General features: G+C 71.0%; 21 protein-coding genes. 12 read left to right on the top strand and 9 right to left on the bottom strand.

From position 1 onward, the window contains the following. Positions 1-18: 18 nt before the first annotated feature. On the bottom strand, positions 19-273 hold the full coding sequence (locus ACFO0B_RS31090; RefSeq protein ID WP_378617155.1) for a hypothetical protein: 255 nt from the start codon (positions 271-273) through the stop codon (positions 19-21). A 257-nt stretch (positions 274-530) separates the two neighbouring features. On the opposite strand from ACFO0B_RS31090, the gene ACFO0B_RS31085 reads away from it, so the two are divergent. The 3 genes from ACFO0B_RS31085 to ACFO0B_RS31075 all read left to right on the top strand — a co-directional run bounded on the left by ACFO0B_RS31085 (position 531) and on the right by ACFO0B_RS31075 (position 2,331). Continuing rightward, positions 531-839, top strand: a complete 309-nt coding sequence (locus ACFO0B_RS31085) for a hypothetical protein (protein ID WP_378617153.1) — start codon at positions 531-533, stop codon at positions 837-839. A gap of 97 nt (positions 840-936) precedes the next feature. Next, positions 937-1,857: a bile acid:sodium symporter family protein gene (locus tag ACFO0B_RS31080; RefSeq protein WP_378617151.1), complete on the top strand. Its 921-nt coding sequence runs from the start codon at positions 937-939 to the stop codon at positions 1,855-1,857. Positions 1,858-1,881: 24 nt separating this feature from the next. Further along, positions 1,882-2,331 carry a MarR family winged helix-turn-helix transcriptional regulator gene (locus tag ACFO0B_RS31075; RefSeq protein ID WP_378617149.1) on the top strand — a complete coding sequence of 150 codons (450 nt, stop codon included), beginning with the start codon at positions 1,882-1,884 and terminating at the stop codon, positions 2,329-2,331. Here ACFO0B_RS31075 and ACFO0B_RS31070 read toward each other — a convergent pair. After that, positions 2,328-2,999 carry a TetR/AcrR family transcriptional regulator gene (locus tag ACFO0B_RS31070; protein WP_378617147.1) on the bottom strand — a complete coding sequence of 224 codons (672 nt, stop codon included), beginning with the start codon at positions 2,997-2,999 and terminating at the stop codon, positions 2,328-2,330. The two genes, ACFO0B_RS31075 and ACFO0B_RS31070, sit on opposite strands and share 4 nt — an antisense overlap. Positions 3,000-3,103: 104 nt before the next feature. Between ACFO0B_RS31070 and ACFO0B_RS31065 the strand changes: the two genes are divergently transcribed. The 3 genes from ACFO0B_RS31065 (at position 3,104) to ACFO0B_RS31055 (ending at position 5,640) form a co-directional block, all read left to right on the top strand. Then, positions 3,104-4,573 (top strand): cytochrome P450, encoded by a 1,470-nt coding sequence (locus tag ACFO0B_RS31065; protein WP_378617145.1) that lies wholly within the window; start codon positions 3,104-3,106, stop codon positions 4,571-4,573. After that, positions 4,570-4,761: a ferredoxin gene (locus tag ACFO0B_RS31060; protein ID WP_378617143.1), complete on the top strand. Its 192-nt coding sequence runs from the start codon at positions 4,570-4,572 to the stop codon at positions 4,759-4,761. Before ACFO0B_RS31065 ends, ACFO0B_RS31060 begins: the two co-directional genes overlap by 4 nt. A gap of 75 nt (positions 4,762-4,836) precedes the next feature. Next, positions 4,837-5,640, top strand: a complete 804-nt coding sequence (locus ACFO0B_RS31055; protein WP_378617141.1) for an SDR family oxidoreductase — start codon at positions 4,837-4,839, stop codon at positions 5,638-5,640. Between the two features lie 3 nt (positions 5,641-5,643). Here ACFO0B_RS31055 and ACFO0B_RS31050 read toward each other — a convergent pair whose 3' ends face one another. Together ACFO0B_RS31050 and ACFO0B_RS31045 are read right to left on the bottom strand one after the other, a co-directional pair. After that, entirely contained in the window at positions 5,644-6,465 is an 822-nt protein-coding gene (locus ACFO0B_RS31050) for an SAM-dependent methyltransferase (RefSeq protein ID WP_378617139.1), read from the bottom strand. Positions 6,466-6,576: 111 nt separating this feature from the next. Beyond that, positions 6,577-7,998, bottom strand: a complete 1,422-nt coding sequence (locus ACFO0B_RS31045; protein ID WP_378617136.1) for a WGR domain-containing protein — start codon at positions 7,996-7,998, stop codon at positions 6,577-6,579. Between the two features lie 216 nt (positions 7,999-8,214). Between ACFO0B_RS31045 and ACFO0B_RS31040 the strand changes: the two genes are divergently transcribed. From ACFO0B_RS31040 to ACFO0B_RS31030, 3 genes are all read left to right on the top strand, one after another. Beyond that, positions 8,215-8,496 carry a hypothetical protein gene (locus tag ACFO0B_RS31040; RefSeq protein ID WP_357020581.1) on the top strand — a complete coding sequence of 94 codons (282 nt, stop codon included), beginning with the start codon at positions 8,215-8,217 and terminating at the stop codon, positions 8,494-8,496. A 30-nt stretch (positions 8,497-8,526) separates the two neighbouring features. Then, positions 8,527-9,366: a DUF72 domain-containing protein gene (locus tag ACFO0B_RS31035; RefSeq protein WP_378617134.1), complete on the top strand. Its 840-nt coding sequence runs from the start codon at positions 8,527-8,529 to the stop codon at positions 9,364-9,366. Positions 9,367-9,434: 68 nt separating this feature from the next. After that, entirely contained in the window at positions 9,435-9,884 is a 450-nt protein-coding gene (locus ACFO0B_RS31030; RefSeq protein WP_378617132.1) for a deaminase, read from the top strand. Between the two features lies 1 nt (position 9,885). Here the strand turns inward: ACFO0B_RS31030 and ACFO0B_RS31025 are convergent, their stop codons facing one another. From ACFO0B_RS31025 to ACFO0B_RS31015, 3 genes are read right to left on the bottom strand one after another with little or no spacing between them, the layout of a single operon-like run. Continuing rightward, positions 9,886-10,710 (bottom strand): NAD-dependent protein deacetylase, encoded by an 825-nt coding sequence (locus ACFO0B_RS31025; RefSeq protein ID WP_378617312.1) that lies wholly within the window; start codon positions 10,708-10,710, stop codon positions 9,886-9,888. 44 nt (positions 10,711-10,754) lie between these two features. After that, entirely contained in the window at positions 10,755-12,314 is a 1,560-nt protein-coding gene (locus tag ACFO0B_RS31020; protein ID WP_378617130.1) for an MDR family MFS transporter, read from the bottom strand. Further along, a complete protein-coding gene (locus ACFO0B_RS31015) occupies positions 12,311-12,817 on the bottom strand; it encodes a MarR family winged helix-turn-helix transcriptional regulator (protein ID WP_378617128.1) in 507 nt (168 codons plus the stop codon). The genes ACFO0B_RS31020 and ACFO0B_RS31015 overlap by 4 nt, the downstream gene beginning before the upstream one ends. Before the next feature lie 207 nt (positions 12,818-13,024). On the opposite strand from ACFO0B_RS31015, the gene ACFO0B_RS31010 reads away from it, so the two are divergent. The 3 genes from ACFO0B_RS31010 (at position 13,025) to ACFO0B_RS31000 (ending at position 14,787) form a co-directional block, all read left to right on the top strand. Continuing rightward, on the top strand, positions 13,025-13,249 hold the full coding sequence (locus tag ACFO0B_RS31010; protein WP_378617127.1) for a hypothetical protein: 225 nt from the start codon (positions 13,025-13,027) through the stop codon (positions 13,247-13,249). A gap of 114 nt (positions 13,250-13,363) precedes the next feature. Continuing rightward, positions 13,364-14,056 carry an MspA family porin gene (locus tag ACFO0B_RS31005; RefSeq protein WP_378617310.1) on the top strand — a complete coding sequence of 231 codons (693 nt, stop codon included), beginning with the start codon at positions 13,364-13,366 and terminating at the stop codon, positions 14,054-14,056. Positions 14,057-14,118: 62 nt separating this feature from the next. Continuing rightward, complete coding sequence (locus ACFO0B_RS31000; protein WP_378617125.1) at positions 14,119-14,787, top strand: MspA family porin; 669 nt, start codon at positions 14,119-14,121, stop codon at positions 14,785-14,787. 59 nt (positions 14,788-14,846) lie between these two features. On the opposite strand, the gene ACFO0B_RS30995 is transcribed toward ACFO0B_RS31000, so the two are convergent. Both ACFO0B_RS30995 and ACFO0B_RS30990 read right to left on the bottom strand, forming a co-directional pair. Then, positions 14,847-15,479 (bottom strand): MBL fold metallo-hydrolase, encoded by a 633-nt coding sequence (locus ACFO0B_RS30995; protein ID WP_378617123.1) that lies wholly within the window; start codon positions 15,477-15,479, stop codon positions 14,847-14,849. Beyond that, positions 15,476-16,561, bottom strand: a complete 1,086-nt coding sequence (locus ACFO0B_RS30990; RefSeq protein WP_378617121.1) for an S-(hydroxymethyl)mycothiol dehydrogenase — start codon at positions 16,559-16,561, stop codon at positions 15,476-15,478. The genes ACFO0B_RS30995 and ACFO0B_RS30990 overlap by 4 nt, the downstream gene beginning before the upstream one ends. Positions 16,562-16,690: the final 129 nt, after the last annotated feature.

Raw genomic sequence — 16,690 nt, 5'->3', positions numbered from 1 at the left:
CCTTCGTCGTCCGGCGGATCAGCTGTTCTGGCAGCCGATTCCGTCGCCGTCGCGGTCCAGGTCGTACTCGTCCGGGCCGATGACCTCGACCCGGCCGGTGTAGGCCGGGCCGTTGCCGCTGCCACCGGCGCAGTCCACGTCCGAGGTGATCGGGACGCAGGGGCGGTAGGAGGCGTGGCAGCCGGACTGCGGCGCGGCCGATGCCGGGGCCGCGGCGGCGAGGAAGGCGGAGGCGGTGGCGCCGGCGACGCCGAGCAGGAGTGCGTTTCGCATTGTTTCCCTTCGTGATTCGAGCCAGCGAAAGATACCAGCACACAGCGGGCGAACGAGGTGTTCCGGGGCGGATCAGGGGCCGGAACAGACCGGCTCGCAGTCGCCCGGCAAATCTGCCGCACACCGAGGCGCGACGTCGATTGGAATCCGATCGCACTGGGTAACTCTGGTCGAGACCGTCAGGCCCGCGCGCCCCGGTACGCCGGGCAGCCGCTCGGCGACCGCCCGGACAACGCCGAAGGAAGGAACCTCCACCGATGACCGACAGCCCCCGGCCCGCGCCCGCGGACCCGCGGCACGACGTGCTCGTGACCGGAAGCCTGCTGGTTGCCGGGGAGGCGGTATCGGTGACGGTGCACAGACCGGCGCCGATCCCGCCGGTGCGCGGCTCCGGGTACTGGTGCCGGCTCGCGGTCGACCGGGCGCGGGCGGCGCCTGCCCAGTCCATCGTGGTCGGCCGGGATTCGGCGGGGGCGCTGGCCTCCGCGCTCACCCTCATCGAGACCAGGTTCGGGGTGAGCCCGGCCGAGTTCCTCGCCGACGCCACCATCGGCGCCGCGCGCTGATCGCCCCAGGATTGGTGGCATGCCCGCCGCCCGCCCGCCGGCCTAGAGTGGCCGAAATCGGCGGTACTCGCCGGTAGGGCGGGCGCGGGAGGTCGGCATGGGGTCGTGGCCGGTGACCGTGTTGCTGCCGATCGTGCTCGCGCTGATCATGTTCGGGCTGGGACTCGGGCTGACCGTCGCCGAGTTCACCCGGGTCGCCCGGTACCCGAGGGCGGTCCTCGTCGCGCTGGGTTGCCAGCTGGTGCTGCTGCCCGCCATCGCCTTCGGGCTGGTGCTGGCGACCGGCCTCGCGCCCGCCCCGGCGGTCGGGGTGATGCTGCTGATGGCCGCACCGGGCGGGGCGACCGCCAACCTGCTCAGCCACCTCTTCCGCGGCGACGTCGCGCTGAACGTCACGCTGACCGCGGTCAACTCGCTGCTCGCCGTGCTGACCCTACCGGTGGTCGCGAATCTCGCGCTGACGTACTTCGCCCCGGCGGGGCAGGAGCGGCTCGGGCCGCAGTCGGGCAAGCTGCTCCAGGTCTTCGCGCTGGTGCTGGTCCCGGTGCTGGCCGGGATGCTGACCAGGGCGGCACGGCCGGAGTGGAGCGCGCGGCTGGACCGGCCGGTGCGGGTGCTCGCGCTCGGCTTCCTCGCCGTGGCCACGGTGGCGGCGCTGCTCGTCGAGCGCCGCGATATCGGCGGCTACCTGGCCGAGGTCGGGGTGCTGATCCCGGCGCTCTGCGCGCTCGGCCTCGGCGTCGGCTACCTGGTGCCGAAGGCGGCCGGGCTGGCGCGGCCGCAGGCGCTGGCCTGCGCCATGGAGGTCGGGATCCACAACAGCGCGCTGGCCATGACGATCGCGGTGAGCGTGCTCGGCGACATCCGGATGGCGGTGCCCGCGGGGGTCTACGGCATCGTCTCGGTGCCGCTCGCGCTGCTCGCGGGGTGGCTGATCACATCGGGCACGCGATCGGAGCGGGCCGCGATGGCGCGATTCCGCGCACACTCGATTGCCCGCAACCGATCGGCTCGCTAACTTCGAAGCAGGAGGTGGTGCGGGATGTCACGCACGGATGCGCTGGCACTGGACCAGCAGTTGTGCTTCGCGCTGTATTCGGCGTCCCGCGCGGTCACCCGGCTGTACCGGCCGCTGCTGGAGGCGCTCGGGCTGACCTACCCGCAGTACCTGGTGATGCTGGTGCTCTGGGAGCGCGGCACGGTCACCGTCAAGGAGCTGGGCAGGGCGCTCGACCTGGACTCCGGCACGCTCTCGCCGCTGCTCAAGAGGCTGGAGGCGAACGGGGTGGTGGCGCGGGTGCGCTCGGCCGCGGACGAGCGCTCGGTGCTGGTCGCGCCGACCGAGGCGGGTGCCGCGCTGCGGGAGCAGGCGGCCATGGTGCCGGAGCGGATCGCCTGCGCGAGCGGGATGGACCCGCGTGACCTGGTCGGCTTCCGGGATCAGCTCAAGGAGATGACCAGGATCGTCAACCAGACCGAGCTGGATCTCTAGGAGGCCGCGGACTTCTTCGTGGTCCGCAGCCGCTCGGCGAGCGCGGGGATCCGTGCCAGCATGTCGACGGCGAAGTCGGCGAGCAGGTCGATGAGGCCGTCGCGGTCGACGTCGAGCCGGCCGTCCAGCCAGATCAGCACCAGTTCGGCGGCGCCGCCGGTGATGAGCTGGGAGGTGACGCCGACGGCGGCGTCCTGACCGTGGGGCAGGTCGAGCACCACCCTGGTCTGCTCGATGATCACCTCGGCCACCCGGCGCATGCCGTCGAAGCGGCTGCGCATCAGCGCCTCGCTGCCGTACGCCTGCGCGAAGACGATCTTGGCCCGCCGCGGGTCGTCGGTGAGCTCGGTGATCAGCGCGGCGACCCCGGCGCGGATCCTGGCCTCCGGGTCGGCGGAGGTCTCGGCGATGGCGCGGCGGGCCCGGTCCAGCCCGGCCTGCTGGATGCCGAGCAGCAGTTCGGTGGCGAGCGCGTCCAGGTCGGGGAAGGCCTCGTAGAAGAAGCGCGGGCCGACCTTGGCCTGCTCGCAGACTCCGCGCACGGTGAGCGCGGAGAGCCCCCTGGTGCCGATGATGCCGAGCGCCGCGTCCAGCAGCCGATTGCGCCGATCCTCACGGCGCTCCTCCGAGGAGGCGCCCCGGTAGGTGCCGGTCGATGCGCGGGTCATCCCGCCAGCTTGGCACAGCACCAATTGGGAAACAATCGTTTACGGAAACGAACGTTTCCTCTATCGTCGTTCCTGTTCGCAACGAAGCGAAGGGATGACCGGTCATGAGTCTTCTGCTTGCCCCGCCGACCGTCGACGGTCTCACCGAGAAGTACCGTCACGTCCGTGCCAGGGCCGCCTTCAAGGTCCAGCGGGCCGCCGTGCGGCTGGCCGACCGGATTCCGAGCCGGGTGCGGCCACTCGCCGAGCCGCCGCCGGGCAGCGGGCTGAAACCGGTGCTCGGTGATTCCGGCCCGCCGGTGATCGGCTACACCTTCCACTCCATCGTCGACCCGCTCGGCTTCGGCCAGCGGCGCTACGACCGCTTCGGCGACGTGCAGTGGGTCGGGGTGCTCGGCCGCAAGGTGGTCTTCGTCGGCAGCCCGGCCGCCTTCGAGGCGGTGCTGCTCGACCGGAACAAGGTGATGTCGGCCGAGCGCGGCTGGGAGTACCTGATCGGCCCGTTCTTCCGCGGCGGGCTGATGCTGCGCGACTTCGAGGATCACCTGCACCACCGCCGGATCATGCAGCAGGCCTTCACCAGGCCCCGGCTGGAGGGGTACCTCGAGCTCACCACGCCGCTGCTGGAGCGCGCGGTGGCGGACTGGGAGCCGGGCCCGCGGTTCCCCGTCTACCCCGCGATCAAGAAGATGCTGCTGCAGCAGGCCACCGCGGTCTTCGCCGGCGCCGAGCTCGGCCCGATCGCGAACCGGCTGGAGCACGCCTTCGAGGACGCCGTGCACGGCGGCATGGCGATCATCAGGGCGAACGTGCCCGGCGGGGTCTGGGCGCGCGGGCTGCGCGGCAGGCGCACGCTCTCCGAGTACTTCCGCAGCGAGCTGCCCGCCAAGCGCGCGGGCGACGGCGCCGACCTGTTCAGCGTGCTCACCAGGGCGCGCAGCACCGACGGCCACGCCTTCACCGACGAGGAGGTGGTCGAGCACATGATCTTCGTGATGATGGCGGCGCACGATACCAGCACCATCGCCTCCTCCATGCTCATCTACGAGCTGGGCAGGCACCCGGAGTGGCAGGAGCGGGTGCGCGCGGAATCACTGGCGCTGGGCAAGGATTCGCTGGACTACGCCGACCTGGAGAAGCTGCCGTCGCTGGATCTCGCCTTCCGCGAGGCGCTGCGGATGTGGGCGCCGGTCGGTCAGCAGGCCCGCGAGACCACTTCCGACACCGAGCTCTGCGGCCACTTCGTGCCGAAGGGGACGCTGGTGATGACCGGGCCGTTCGGGTTGATGCGCAACGCCGAGTTCTGGCACGACCCGGACACCTTCGACCCGGAGCGCTTCGTCGACGGCCGCCGCGAGGACAAGTCGCACCGCTTCGCCTGGCCGCCCTTCGGCGGCGGCGCGCACAAGTGCATCGGACTCTACTTCGGCGGGATGACGGTCAAGGCGGTGCTGCACCGGATGCTGCTGAGCTACCGCTGGTCGGTGCCTGCCGGGTACGTGCCGCCGATGGTGCCGACCACCGGCCCGACCCCGGCGGACGGGCTGCCGATCCGGCTGGAGCGGCTGGCGTGACCAGGGTGCTGGCCGACCCCGAGCGCTGCGAGGGCCACGGCATGTGCGAGGCGGTGGCGCCGGAGCTGTTCCGGGTCGGCGACGACGACGTGGTGATCGTTGCGCCGGGCGAACTCGCCGCCGCCGACCTGGAGAACGCGAGGCTGGCGGCGGACAGCTGCCCGATGGCGGCGCTGCGGCTGGAGTGAGCCGGGGTCCGGCTCCGCTAGGGTCGGGATGGCCCGCGCCCGATGGCGCGGGCGTTCGCACCACGAGGAGTTCGGATGTCGCAGACCGTCGTCGTCACCGGGGCATCGTCGGGGATCGGCCGTGCCACCGCGGCCCTGTTCCTCGCGCAGGGGTACACGGTGATCGGCACCAGCCGCGATCCGGAGCGGATCCCGGCGGCGAACCGGATCGACGGCGTCGAGTACCGGGCGCTCGACCTTGCCGACGCGGAGTCGATCGAGACCTTCGGCGCCGGCCTTCCCGCGGTGGACGTGCTGGTCAACAATGCCGGCGAGAGCCAGTCCGGCCCGCTGGAGGAGCTGCCCGCGGACGCGCTGGACCGGCTCTTCCGGATCAATGTGCTCGGCCCGGTGCGGCTCACCCAGCTGGTGCTGCCGGGCATGCGCGAGCGGGGCGCAGGCCGGGTGATCATGGTCGGCTCGATGCTGGCCAGCTTCCCGCTGGCGTACCGCTCCTCGTACGTGGCGACGAAGGCGGCGCTCAAGGGCTTCGCGCACGCGGCGCGGCTGGAGGTCTCCCCGTTCGGGGTGGCGATCAGCACGGTGGAGCCGGGCTCGATCGCCACCGGGATCGGCGAGCGGCGCACCGCCTACATCGCCGCCGACTCCGCGCACCTGGCCGACTACCGGACCATGATCGGCAAGCTGGACCACAACGAGCAGAACGGCATCGCGGCCGAGCAGGTGGCCGCGCTGATCGTCAAGGCGGCCCGGGCCCGCAGGCCGAAGCCGCTGTACGCCACCGGAAGCCGGGCCCCGCTGGTCTTCGCGCTGCGCAGGCTGCTGCCCGCGGCGGCGATCCATCGGATCACCGCGCGGGCACACGGCCTGAAGCGCTGAGCGTCAGCGCTTGTAGCCCAGCCCGGCCACGATCAGCTGCTCCCAGACGGTGAGCTCGCGCTCGGCGCTGCCGATGGCATCCGCACCGGTGCGGTCCGGGCGCCACTGCACGGCGGGCACGATGCCGGGCTCGGCGAGGTCGAGGCCTTCGAAGAAGGCGGCGATCTCGGAGTCGGTGCGCCAGCGGCCGCGGCCGAAGGTCTCCTGCAGCTTGCCCTCGGCGGCCTTGGTCTCGTCGTTGTCGCCGGAGCGGAAGTGCGAGATGAACAGCGCGCTGCCCGGCGGCAGCTGGTCGCGCCAGAAGCGCACGATGCCGAGCGGGTTCTCCCGGTCCTCCAGGTGGTGCAGGATCGCGCTGAAGATCACCGCGACCGGCTGGTCGAAATCGATGAGCCGCCGCAACTCCGGGTGGTTGCGGATGCCTTCCGGGTCGACCGCGTCGGCCTGGATCACCACGGTGTTGTCGTCGGTGGCGAGGATGGCCCTTCCGTGCGCGAGCACGATCGGGTCGTTGTCCACGTAGACCACCTTCGAGCCCGCGGCGTGCCTGGCCGCGACCTGGTGCACGTTGTCCGAGGTCGGCAGCCCGCTGCCGAGGTCGATGAACTGCCGGATGCCGTCGGCGGCGAGCTCGCGGACGGCGCGGACCAGCACATCCCGGTTGGTCTTGGCGATGGCGACCGAGCCGGGCAGGTTGTGGATGAAATGATCGCCGATCGCCTGATCGACCGGGTAGTTGTCCTTCCCGCCGAGCACGTAGTCGTAGACGCGGGCAATGCTTGGCTTGCTCTGGTCGATCTCGACCGAGGGGGAATTGTCGGACACAGGCGGGAACCTCACGTTCGATGGACCGTAATCGCCCCTATCCTAGGTCGCCGCGGGCCGCGATGACCGCGTGGTAGCTCGAAAGATACCGCGCGGTACCATAATTGGGGTTCAGCGCAACCTGCGGATGTCCCCGCGCACCCGGTAGAAGCCGCCGCGGCCGGACTCGGTGATGGCGTCGACCACGTAGCGCGCGCCCGCCTCCCGGATGTCCCTGGGGAACTGCACGTTCCAGCCGTCCCGGTAGCCAGGCGAGAGCACCCGCACCCGCAGCCCGCCGCTCTGCTCGACGCACTCCACCACGATGCCGTCGCCCGCCTCGGTGATCACCTCGACGGTGGAGCTCGGCGCCACCGCGGAGATCTCCGGCGCCTTGATCGAGACGGTGCGCGGCAGCACGCCCTCCTCGGCGCCGCGGATCGCGCTCTCGGTGACGTCCAGGCAGGCCAGTGCGCCGCTGGTGGTGACGAGGTAGAGCCGGTCCGCGTGGTACTGCATGGAGTACGCGGAGCCGCAGCCGGTGCCGAGTTTCCAGAGCCGCTGCCCGCTCGCGTCGAAGCAGTACACCGAGGAGTGATTGTCGCCGGCGAAGACGTAGCGGCCGTCCGGCGAGGTGGCGCAGGAGAAGACGGCGGCGTCACAGCGGTAGGTGATGGCGTCGGTGCCGTCCTTGCCGATCATCCGCACCTCGTTGCTGCCGGTGCCGGCGTAGACCGCGCCGGATTCCTGCCAGCCGAAGAGCACGGAGCCGGTCGGCACCTGCCAGAGCTGCTGCCCGCGCTCCAGGCCGTACTTGGTGACGCCGCGCGAGTGCCCGTGGTAGACCCCGGTGTCATCGATCCGCACCATCCACGCGGAGTCGCCGCGGCTGCGGTGCGACCACAGCGATTCCTCCTCGTGGTCGATCACGGTGATGCCGCCCTCGCGATCGGAGACGCCGAGGATGCCGTCGTGGATGTCGAGCCAGTAGATGTCGACGTCGGCGGCGATCTCGTAGGCGGCGCGCGGCACCTTGCCGGACAGGTCGTAGACCCGGCCGTCGTCGCACCCGGCGTAGATCCAGAAGTCGTCCGCGACAATGCACTTGACGGCGTCCGGGAGGCGGTACCGCCCGGTGACGGTGCCGTCCGCGGTGAGCGTGAAGACGTCGCCGTGCTCGTTGCCGACCCAGCAGTGCTCGTCGTCGACGAAGATGCCGAAGGCGGAGGCGCCGGAGTCGAAGCTCCACAGCACCGGGGCCGCCTTGGCCGTGGAGCGGGTGCTGGTGATGGTGCGCCGCGTGCTCTGGCGCTTGGCGCGCTGACCTGGCACCGCGGCCGCGTACCCCTTGCGGACCTTCTCGCCGATCTTCTTGGCTGCCGCGGCGCGCGCCTTCTCCTCGCTGGGAAAGCTGCTGACCTTGACCTGGCCCTGGTCCCCGATTCGGCCGTAGCGGATGGTCACCTGGGTTCCTGCCACACCGACCTCGTAGAACTTGTGCGCCGAACCGTCGTCCTCGGACAGTTCCAGGTAGGTGCAGGCACCGGTCGTCATCGTCTTGCCCCGCTTCGTCGTTCGGTCGATCTCGAGCGAGAAGGTAGCAATGCGAACCGACAAGCCGGGTGCGGCGGCGGAAGTGCCGGTCGGATAGCGCAAACCGTTCGGTTTGCCACGCGGATGCTGGTCGTTGACTAGGTGCTGCTTGACCGCGCATAATCCGAGGAGATCACTGTTTGCGCAACGGTTGCGGAATCCTCAGGGGAGCCCCACATGGTCTTCAGCACGGCGCACGACATGTTCCTGCTCGCTCAGGTGGGCAACCCGACTCCGGAGGCGCCGCCGCTCTCCGGGGAGATCCTGCAGATGGTCAGGTACGTGACCTGGTTCTCGATCCTCTCCGGGGTCGCCGGGATCACGGTGGCCGGCGGCAAGTTCGCCTGGGAGAAGTGGCACGGCAGCAGCTTCACCTCGCCGAAGATGATCGCGGGCGGCATGATCGGCGGGGTGGTGGCCACCAGCGCGGGCACCATCATGAACACGCTCATCTCCTGAGCGCGCACCCCGCTGCGCTAGCGTGGCGGGATGCGACTCCACGTGGGGTGTGCGATGTGGTCGCACGGGTCCTGGTTCGAGCGGCAGCCGCCCGCCGCCGAGCGGCTGCGCCGCTATGCCGAGCACTGCACCGCCGTCGAGGGCAACACCACCTTCTACGCCACCCCGGCCCGGCGGACCGCGGAATCCTGGGCGGCCCAGCTGAGCCCGGACTTCCGCTTCTACGCCAAGCTGCCGCGCCCGGTCACCCACGAGCACCGGCTCGGCGGCGGCGCAGCCGAGCTCGCCGCGTTCCTGGACGCCATGGAGCCGCTCGGCCCGAGCCTGCATGCGCTCTGGGTGCAGCTGCCGCCGACCTTCGGCCCGAACGACCTGGGCGCGCTCGCCGCCTTCCTGCCCGCGCTGCCCGCGGGGCCGGGGATCGCGGTGGAGGTGCGGCACCCGGCCTTCTTCGAGGATGTCGAGCAGGCGCGGCGGTTGGTGCGGGTCCTCAGCGCGGCGGGCGCGGAGTGGGTCACCTTCGACACCACCACGCTCTACGCCGCGCCGCCGCGCACCCCGGCCGAGCACGAGGCGTGGGGCAAGAAGCCGCGGCTGCCGCGCCGCACGCCCGCGCTCGGCCCGCACCCGGTGGTCCGCTACCACGGCCGCGACGACGCCGAGGCGACGATCGCGGGCTGGGCGCCCTGGCTGGAGACGGTGGCAGGCTGGTTGCACGAGGGGCGCTCGCCGACGGTCTTCGTGCACACCCCGGACAACGGGGACGCGCTCGGCCTGGCCAGGCGCTTCCACGCCGAGGTGCGTGCGCTGGTCCCCGAACTGGAGCCGCTGCCCGAGCCGGAACCGGCGCACGCCCCGACGCTGTTCTGAGCAACAGCGATCACGGTCGCGGCGTCGGCCGTCGACCGTCGATACCCTCGCCGAAGGAAGGAGACCCGATGAGTGAAGACCGCCGCTGGATGGAACGGGCGATCGAGCTCGCCAGGCAGTGCCCCGTGGTCGAGGGCGCGTTCTCGGTCGGCGCGGTGATCGTGGCCGACGGTCAGGAGATCGCCGCAGGCTACTCGCGCGAGACCGACCCGAAGGTGCACGCCGAGGAGGCCGCGCTCGACAAGCTCGCCGCCGACGACCCCCGCCTGCGGCGCGCCACCATCTACAGCACGCTGGAACCGTGCTCGGAGCGCGCCACCGAGACCCGGCCGCCGTGCACGGACCGCGTACTCGCCGCGGGCATCCCGCGCGTGGTGATCGCCTGGCGCGAGCCGCCGACGTTCGTCGCGGACTGCGTCGGGGTCGAGAAGCTCCAGCAGTCCGGGGTGCAGGTCGTCGAACTTCCCGAGCTGGCCGATGCCGCGATGTCGATGAATCGCCACCTCGATCTGTCCTGACTCAGCCGAGCCGCTCGGCGAGCGCGGTGAGGACGGGGGAGCAGCCGGCGTCGACGGTGTGGGTGGCGCACTCGTCGCCCCTGGTGCTGCCGCGGTTCACGATCACCACCGGTTTACCCTGCTTGGCAGCGTGCCGGACGAAGCGCAGCCCGGACATGACGGTCAGCGAGGAGCCCGCCACCAGCACCGCGTCCGCGGCCTCCACCAGCGCGAAGGCCGCGGCGACCCGGGGCTTGGGGACGTTCTCGCCGAAGTAGACGATGTCCGGCTTGAGCATCCCGCCGCAGTGCGCGCAGTCGACCATCCGGAAGGTGTCGGTGCGCGCGATCACGGCGTCCGCGTCCGGCGCTACCTCCAGCCCGTCGGCCGCGGCGGCGGCCGCGAAGCCGGGGTTGGCCGCCTCCAGCCGGTCGGCCAGCGTCATCCGAGAGATCAGCCGCTCGCAGCCGAGGCAGCGCACCCTGGCGTAGGTGCCGTGCAGGTCGATCACCCCGCGGTGCCCGGCCTTGGTGTGCAGCAGGTCGACGTTCTGCGTGATCAGCCCGGTGACGACGCCCGCGCGCTCCAGCCGGGCCAGCGCGCGGTGGCCCGGGTTCGGCCGGGAACCGTCCATGGTGCGCCAGCCGACGTGGTTGCGCGCCCAGTAGCGCTGCCGGAACACCGGGTCGCCGACGAACTGCTGGTAGGTCATGGGGTTGCGGGGCGGGGAGCCGGGGCCGCGGTAGTCGGGGATGCCGCTGTCGGTGGAGATGCCGGCGCCGGTGAGCACGGCCAGCCTGCGCCCGGCGAGCAGTGCGGCAACGGGATCGACGGCTGTTCGCTCCATGACATCGGACACGAAGTCCAGCGTACGACCTGTTTCGTCGCGGGTCAGAGCGGTTCGACCGGCTCCGGCTCGCGCAGCGGGATCTCGTCGAGGAGCAGCAGTATCAGCGCGGCGAGGAAGGCGACGGCGGCGGCGGTGTAGAAGACCGGGTGCATGGCCTCGGTGAAGCCGATCAGCACCGGGGTGCGCACCGCCTCCGGCAGCGCGGCGATGCCGCTGGTGTCGCTGCGCAGCACGTCGAGCAGCGCCGGGTCGGCGCCGGCGGGCAGCGCCCCGCCCGCCGCCGCGAGGATCCGGGCGGGGAGCAGGCTGAACAGCACGGTGAGGAAGACCGCGACGCCGAGCGTGCCGCCGATCTGCCGGAAGAAGGTGGCCGCCGCGGTGGAGGCGCCCATGTCCGCGCGCGGCGCGGCGTTCTGGATGGCGATGATGAGCGTCTGCAGGCTGGTGCCGAGCCCGATCCCGACCAGCCCGCCGATACCGAGCGGCAGCCACAGCGGGCTGTCGTGCGCCAGCTGGGCGAAGCAGAGCCCGCCGATCCCGACCAGCACGCTGCCGACGACCGGGAAGACCTTGTAGCGCCCGGTCATCCGGGTGACCCGCCCGGCCACCTGCGAGCCGAGCGTGATCCCGATGACCATCGGCAGCATCATCAGCCCCGCCATCGTCGGCGAGAGGCCCTGCACCACCTGGAGGTACTGCGGCAGCATGGCGAGCCCGCCGAACATCGCGATCCCGATCAGCAGCCCGCCCGCGATCCCCGCACTGAAGGTGCGGTTCCGGAACAGCCGCAGCGGGATCAGCGCCGCATCCCGCATCCGCCGCTCGACCAGGATGAACAGCGCGGTGCCCGCGGCCCCGACGACGTAGCAGAGCAGCGCCCGCGGCGAACTCCAGCCCCAGCTCCTTCCCTGCTCGGCGACGAGCAGCAGCGGCACCACCGCGAAGGCCAGCGCGACCGCGCCGAACCAGTCGATCCGGTGCCGCTGCGGCCGGTGCGGGGTGGTGAGCACCTTGGAGACGACGACGAGCGCCACGATGCCGATCGGGACGTTCACGAGGAAGACCCAGCGCCAGCCGGTGAGCCCGAGCAGCGTGTCGTGCGTGGCGAAGAAGCCGCCGAGCACCGGGCCGAGCACGGTGGCGATGCCGAAGACCGTGGTGTTGTAGCCCTGGTAGCGCACCCGCTCCCGAGCGGGAACCAGGTCGGCGATGATCGTGAAGGCCAGCGACATCAGCCCGCCCGCGCCGAGCCCCTGGAAGGCGCGGAAGGCGGCCAGCTGGTGCATGGTGGCGGCGCAGGCGCAGGCCGCCGAGCCGAGCACGAAGATCCCGATGGCGAGCAGGTAGAGCGGCCTGCGGCCGTAGATGTCGGCGAGCTTGCCGTACAGCGGGGTGCTGATGGTCGCGGTGATCAGGTAGGCGGTGGTGGCCCAGGCCTGCTGGTCGAAGCCGTTCAGGCTGTTCGCGATGGGCACGATCGCCACGCTGACGATGTTCTGGTCCAGCGCGGCGAGGAAGAGCCCGAGCAGCAGCCCGGAGAGCACGGTGAGGATCTGCCGGTGCCCGAGTTGCCCGGGCGCCTGCTCGGTGGTGCCGGTCACCCGCGCGCCGCCCCGCCGGGCTCGGAATCCCTCGGGTCTGCCTCGATCCCGTCGTTCAGCCGGTCCAGCAGCACGGTGAGCTGCCCGACCTCGGCGGCCGACCACCCCTCCACCAGCCCGGCCAGCCACTCGCTGCGCCGCTGCCTGGCCTGCTCGAAGACCCGCACCCCGTCCTCGGTGGCGGCGAGCACGCTGACCCGCCCGTCGTCCGGGTCCGCCCGCCGCTCGATCAACCCGAGCTGTACCAGCGTCCTGGTCTGTCTGCTGACCAGCGAGATCTCCGCATAGAGCAGGTCGGCGAGGCGTCCGGTGCGCTGCGGGCCGTGCTCGACCAGCCGGAAGAGCATGGCGTAGGCGAGCTTGTCCAGGTGCCTGGCGTCGTCGGCGGCGGAGCGGTGCCGCACCCGGTTCAGCGCGCGGGCGAACCGCACCAGCTGCCTGCCGAGCCGGTCGGCCGCCGCGAGTTCGGCATCGCTCGGCGCGCCGGAGTCGGCAGGAGACATGTACTTGACCACCTCAACTAGTTGCTTGCGCCAACTATAGGGCGGCGCCCATAAAAGTGGAAACGGGATTCTCGGACATGCCGATTCGGGAGGTTTGTCCGATACCCCGGCCGTTCGCGCGAGGAGTGTTCACGTTGACGCGGTGGTGCGCGTGGCCAACTATGGGGTATGGCCGTTTTCGCTTGCTGTCGCCGCTGAGCACCGCCGATGCCCGACGAATCCGATCGCGAGCAGGCTCGGTTGCTGTACACTCTGCTCCGGCGCGAAGCCGACGAACTCGCCAGGGTGCTGGAAGCGGATCTCACCCGCCGCGGCACGCCCAGATCGACCACCGAGTCCCGGCGGCTGACGCGTGATCTGCAGGAAATCCGGCGTTGTCTCGCGAATCTCGCGACCCGCTTTCCCGAGGTAGTCGGGACGGATCGGCACTAGATCGCGAAGTTCTGTCGCACGACCGCACCAAGCTGGTTGCCTCACCGTACTCGAGCGTTCACATCAAGTTTTCCTGGCCTGAACTCTGCGAAGAATTCTGTGATGAGGGGAAAAATGATCAACCACCGCACCACCGGTGTGCGCGCCGCCGGTATCGGCGCCGCGGCCGCCGTAGCCCTCGGTCTCTTCTCGACCGGCGCCGCCAATGCCGACACCTTCGTACCGCTGCCGGACGGCCAGAAGCTCGGCCCCGGCGTCACCGTCACCCGCCTCGGGGAACACGCGATCGTCTCGCCGTCGCTCGCGGCCAACGGCGCGGGCCGGGTCGTGTGGGTCTCCGGCAACGCCATTGCCGATGTCACCGCCACCCCCGAGGGTGAGATCGGGCCGTTCAACGGCCCCGCCGACGAGCCGGGGAGCAACAACTCGTCCACCCACGGTGCCTCGCAGCTGAATACCGGCTACATCGTCGGGTGCCAGGTGTCGATCAGCGACGAGGCCATCTCGGCCGGGCTCGGTGGCGGCCTCGGCCTGACCTTTCCCTTCGACGGTAGCGAAGCCCTCGGCGACGGCGCCTTCGAGGGCTCCATCGGCCTCGACCTGGGCCCCGGCGAGGTGAAGTTCGTGCAGATCGAGATCAAGGACATCACCGAGCCCGGTGTCTACTCGGTGGAGTACCAGGACGTGGAGATCGAGATCCAGGGCTGCGCCGGCTACGCGCAGGCCCGCGCCTACACCGTGGTGGAGATCATCGGCGACGACTACTCGAAGACGTCCCTCTACGGCCTGCCGTTCAGCATCGGCTGATCCGGTCCGTTCGGTCGAATCACACACTCGCTGAAGCGGTTTCAATCCAAGAGGGGTTACTCATGCTCAACAGCAAGAAACTGGCGCGGGTGGCGGGTATCGGCGCCGCCGCCACGGTCGCCGTCGGCCTGTTCTCCACCGGCGCCGCCGATGCCGACACCTTCGTCGCCCTGCCGGGCGGCACTATCACCAAGGTTCTCTCCGACGGCACCGTGGTAACGGTGCGCCTGGTCGGTGAGTCGGCCAATATCAATCCGTCGCTGGGCTCGACCCCGGCGCACCGCAATGCGTGGGTCTCGGGTTCGGCGCAGGTCGACGTGGAGGGCGGGGAGGATATAGGCGGCAAGATCTACCCCGGCTACGTCGTGGGCTGCCAGGTGAACATCTCCGGCGGTGGAGTCGAGGGCGCTCTCGCGGGCGGCTTCGACGTAGGAGACGAGGAGTCCGTGCTCGGTGCCGAGTCCGGTGGCAACCTGTCGCTCGGCCCCGGCCAAGCGACCTCGTTCTACATCCTCGACATCGAGAAGCCGGACGACTACGGCAGCGAGGACCACGCGACCAACAACTCGTTCCAGGGCAACAACGGCTCGGTGACCTGGGCCGACTCCACCATCGGGCTGACCGGCTGCGGCGGCTACGCCCAGGCCCGCGCCTTCGTGCGGGTCAAGGTGGAGACCGATCGCGTGCAGTCGGTCGTCACCCTGTGGGGCCAGCCGTTCAGCATCGGCTGATCCACCGCTCGTAGCGAGGGGCCCGGCGCGCAGGCGCCGGGCCCCTCGTCACGTCGGGCTCAGTGGCCGCGGGCGATCCACTCCTCGAGGTGCGGCGCCTCGGCGCCGACGGTGGTGCCGTCGCCGTGGCCGGTGTGCACCCTGGTCTCCGCAGGGAGCGTGAGGATCCGCTCCCGGATCGACCCGATGATGGTCGGGAAGTCGGAGAAGGAGCGGCCGGTGGCGCCGGGGCCGCCGCTGAACAGGGTGTCGCCGGAGAAGAGCACCCCGGCCTCGGGCAGGTACAGGACGACCGAGCCGGGGGAGTGGCCCGGGGTGCTGATCACCTGGAGGTCGGTGCCCGCCACCGGGATGCGCTGGTCGTCGGCGAGCGGCCGGTAGGCGGCGTCCGGGTGCGTCATCCGCCACAGCGGCTCGTCGCCGGGGTGCAGCAGGATCGGGGCGTCCAGCCGCTCGGCGAGCTCGGGGGCGGCGGTGACGTGGTCGTTGTGGCCGTGTGTGCAGACCACGGCGAGGACCCGACGGTTACCGACGGCCTCGGCGATCCGGCCAGCGTCGTGCGCGGCGTCGACGATCAGCACCTCGTCGTCGTCGCCGACCAGCCAGACATTGTTGTCGACGTCCCAGCTGCCGCCGTCCAGGGTGAAGACCCCGGAGGTCACCACCTGATCGATCCGCAGCTCGCCGCTCACAGCACCACCACCGAGCGCAGCACCTTGCCGCCGTGCATGGTGTGGAAGGCCTGCTCGACCTGGTCCAGCCCGATCCGCTCGGTCACGAATTTCTCCAGCGGCAACCTGCCCTGCCGGTACAGCTCCACCAGCATGGGGAAGTCGCGCTCCGGCAGGCAGTCGCCGTACCAGGACGACTTGAGCGCGCCGCCGCGCGAGAAGAAGTCGATCAGCGGCATCTCCAGCCGCATGTCCGGGGTCGGCACGCCGACCAGCACCACGGTGCCTGCCAGGTCGCGGGCGTAGAAGGCCTGCTCGTAGGTTTCCGGGCGGCCGACCGCCTCGATCACCACGTCGGCGCCGAAGCCGCCGGTGAGCTCCTGGATGGCGGCGACCGGATCGGTCTCGGCGGCGTTCACCGTATGCGTGGCGCCGAGCTCTCGCGCCCACTCCAGCTTGGTGTCGTCCCGGTCGACGGCGATGATCGGCGTCGCACCGACCAGCTTCGCGCCCGCGATGGCCGCGTCGCCGACGCCGCCGCAGCCGATCACCGCGACCGAATCGCCCCGGCTCACGCCGCCGGTGTTCACCGCGGCGCCGATGCCCGCCATCACGCCGCAGCCGAGCAGCCCGACCACGGCCGGGTCGGCCTCCGGGTCGACCTTGGTGCACTGGCCCGCGTGCACCAGCGTCTTCTCCACGAAGGCGCCGATGCCGAGCGCCGGGGTGAGCTCGGTGCCGTCGGTCAGGGTCATCTTCCTGGTGGCGTTGAAGGTGTCGAAACAGTACTGCGGGCGGCCGCGCTTGCAGGCCCGGCAGCGGCCGCAGACCGCGCGCCAGTTCAGGATGACGAAGTCGCCGACCTCGACGGTGTCGACGCCCGCGCCGATGCTCTCCACCGTGCCCGCGGCCTCGTGGCCGAGCAGGAACGGGAACTCGTCGTTGATCCCGCCCTCGCGATAGTGCAGGTCGGTGTGGCAGACGCCGCACGCGGCGACCTTGACCACCACCTCGCCCGGGCCCGGGTCGGGAATCACGATGTCGGTGAGCTCGACCGGAGCCCCCTTACTCCGCGCGACCACCCCGCGAACCTGCTGTGGCATGGCTGTTCATCCTTTTCGACGACGGTAAGGACGCATGCGTGTACCCGCATGGCTACCTCGACCGTATCGGTGCGGGGGCCAGGGGTGTCCTGGCCGGACGGACAGGAAAACCTCGCCTTTCGGCCAGGT

It is taken from the genome of Nocardia jiangsuensis (genome assembly GCF_042650385.1).
Lineage (GTDB): Bacteria > Actinomycetota > Actinomycetes > Mycobacteriales > Mycobacteriaceae > Nocardia > Nocardia jiangsuensis.
The sequence above is the reverse complement of the archived record's forward strand: the minus strand, read 5'-3'. Positions and strand labels throughout refer to the sequence as shown.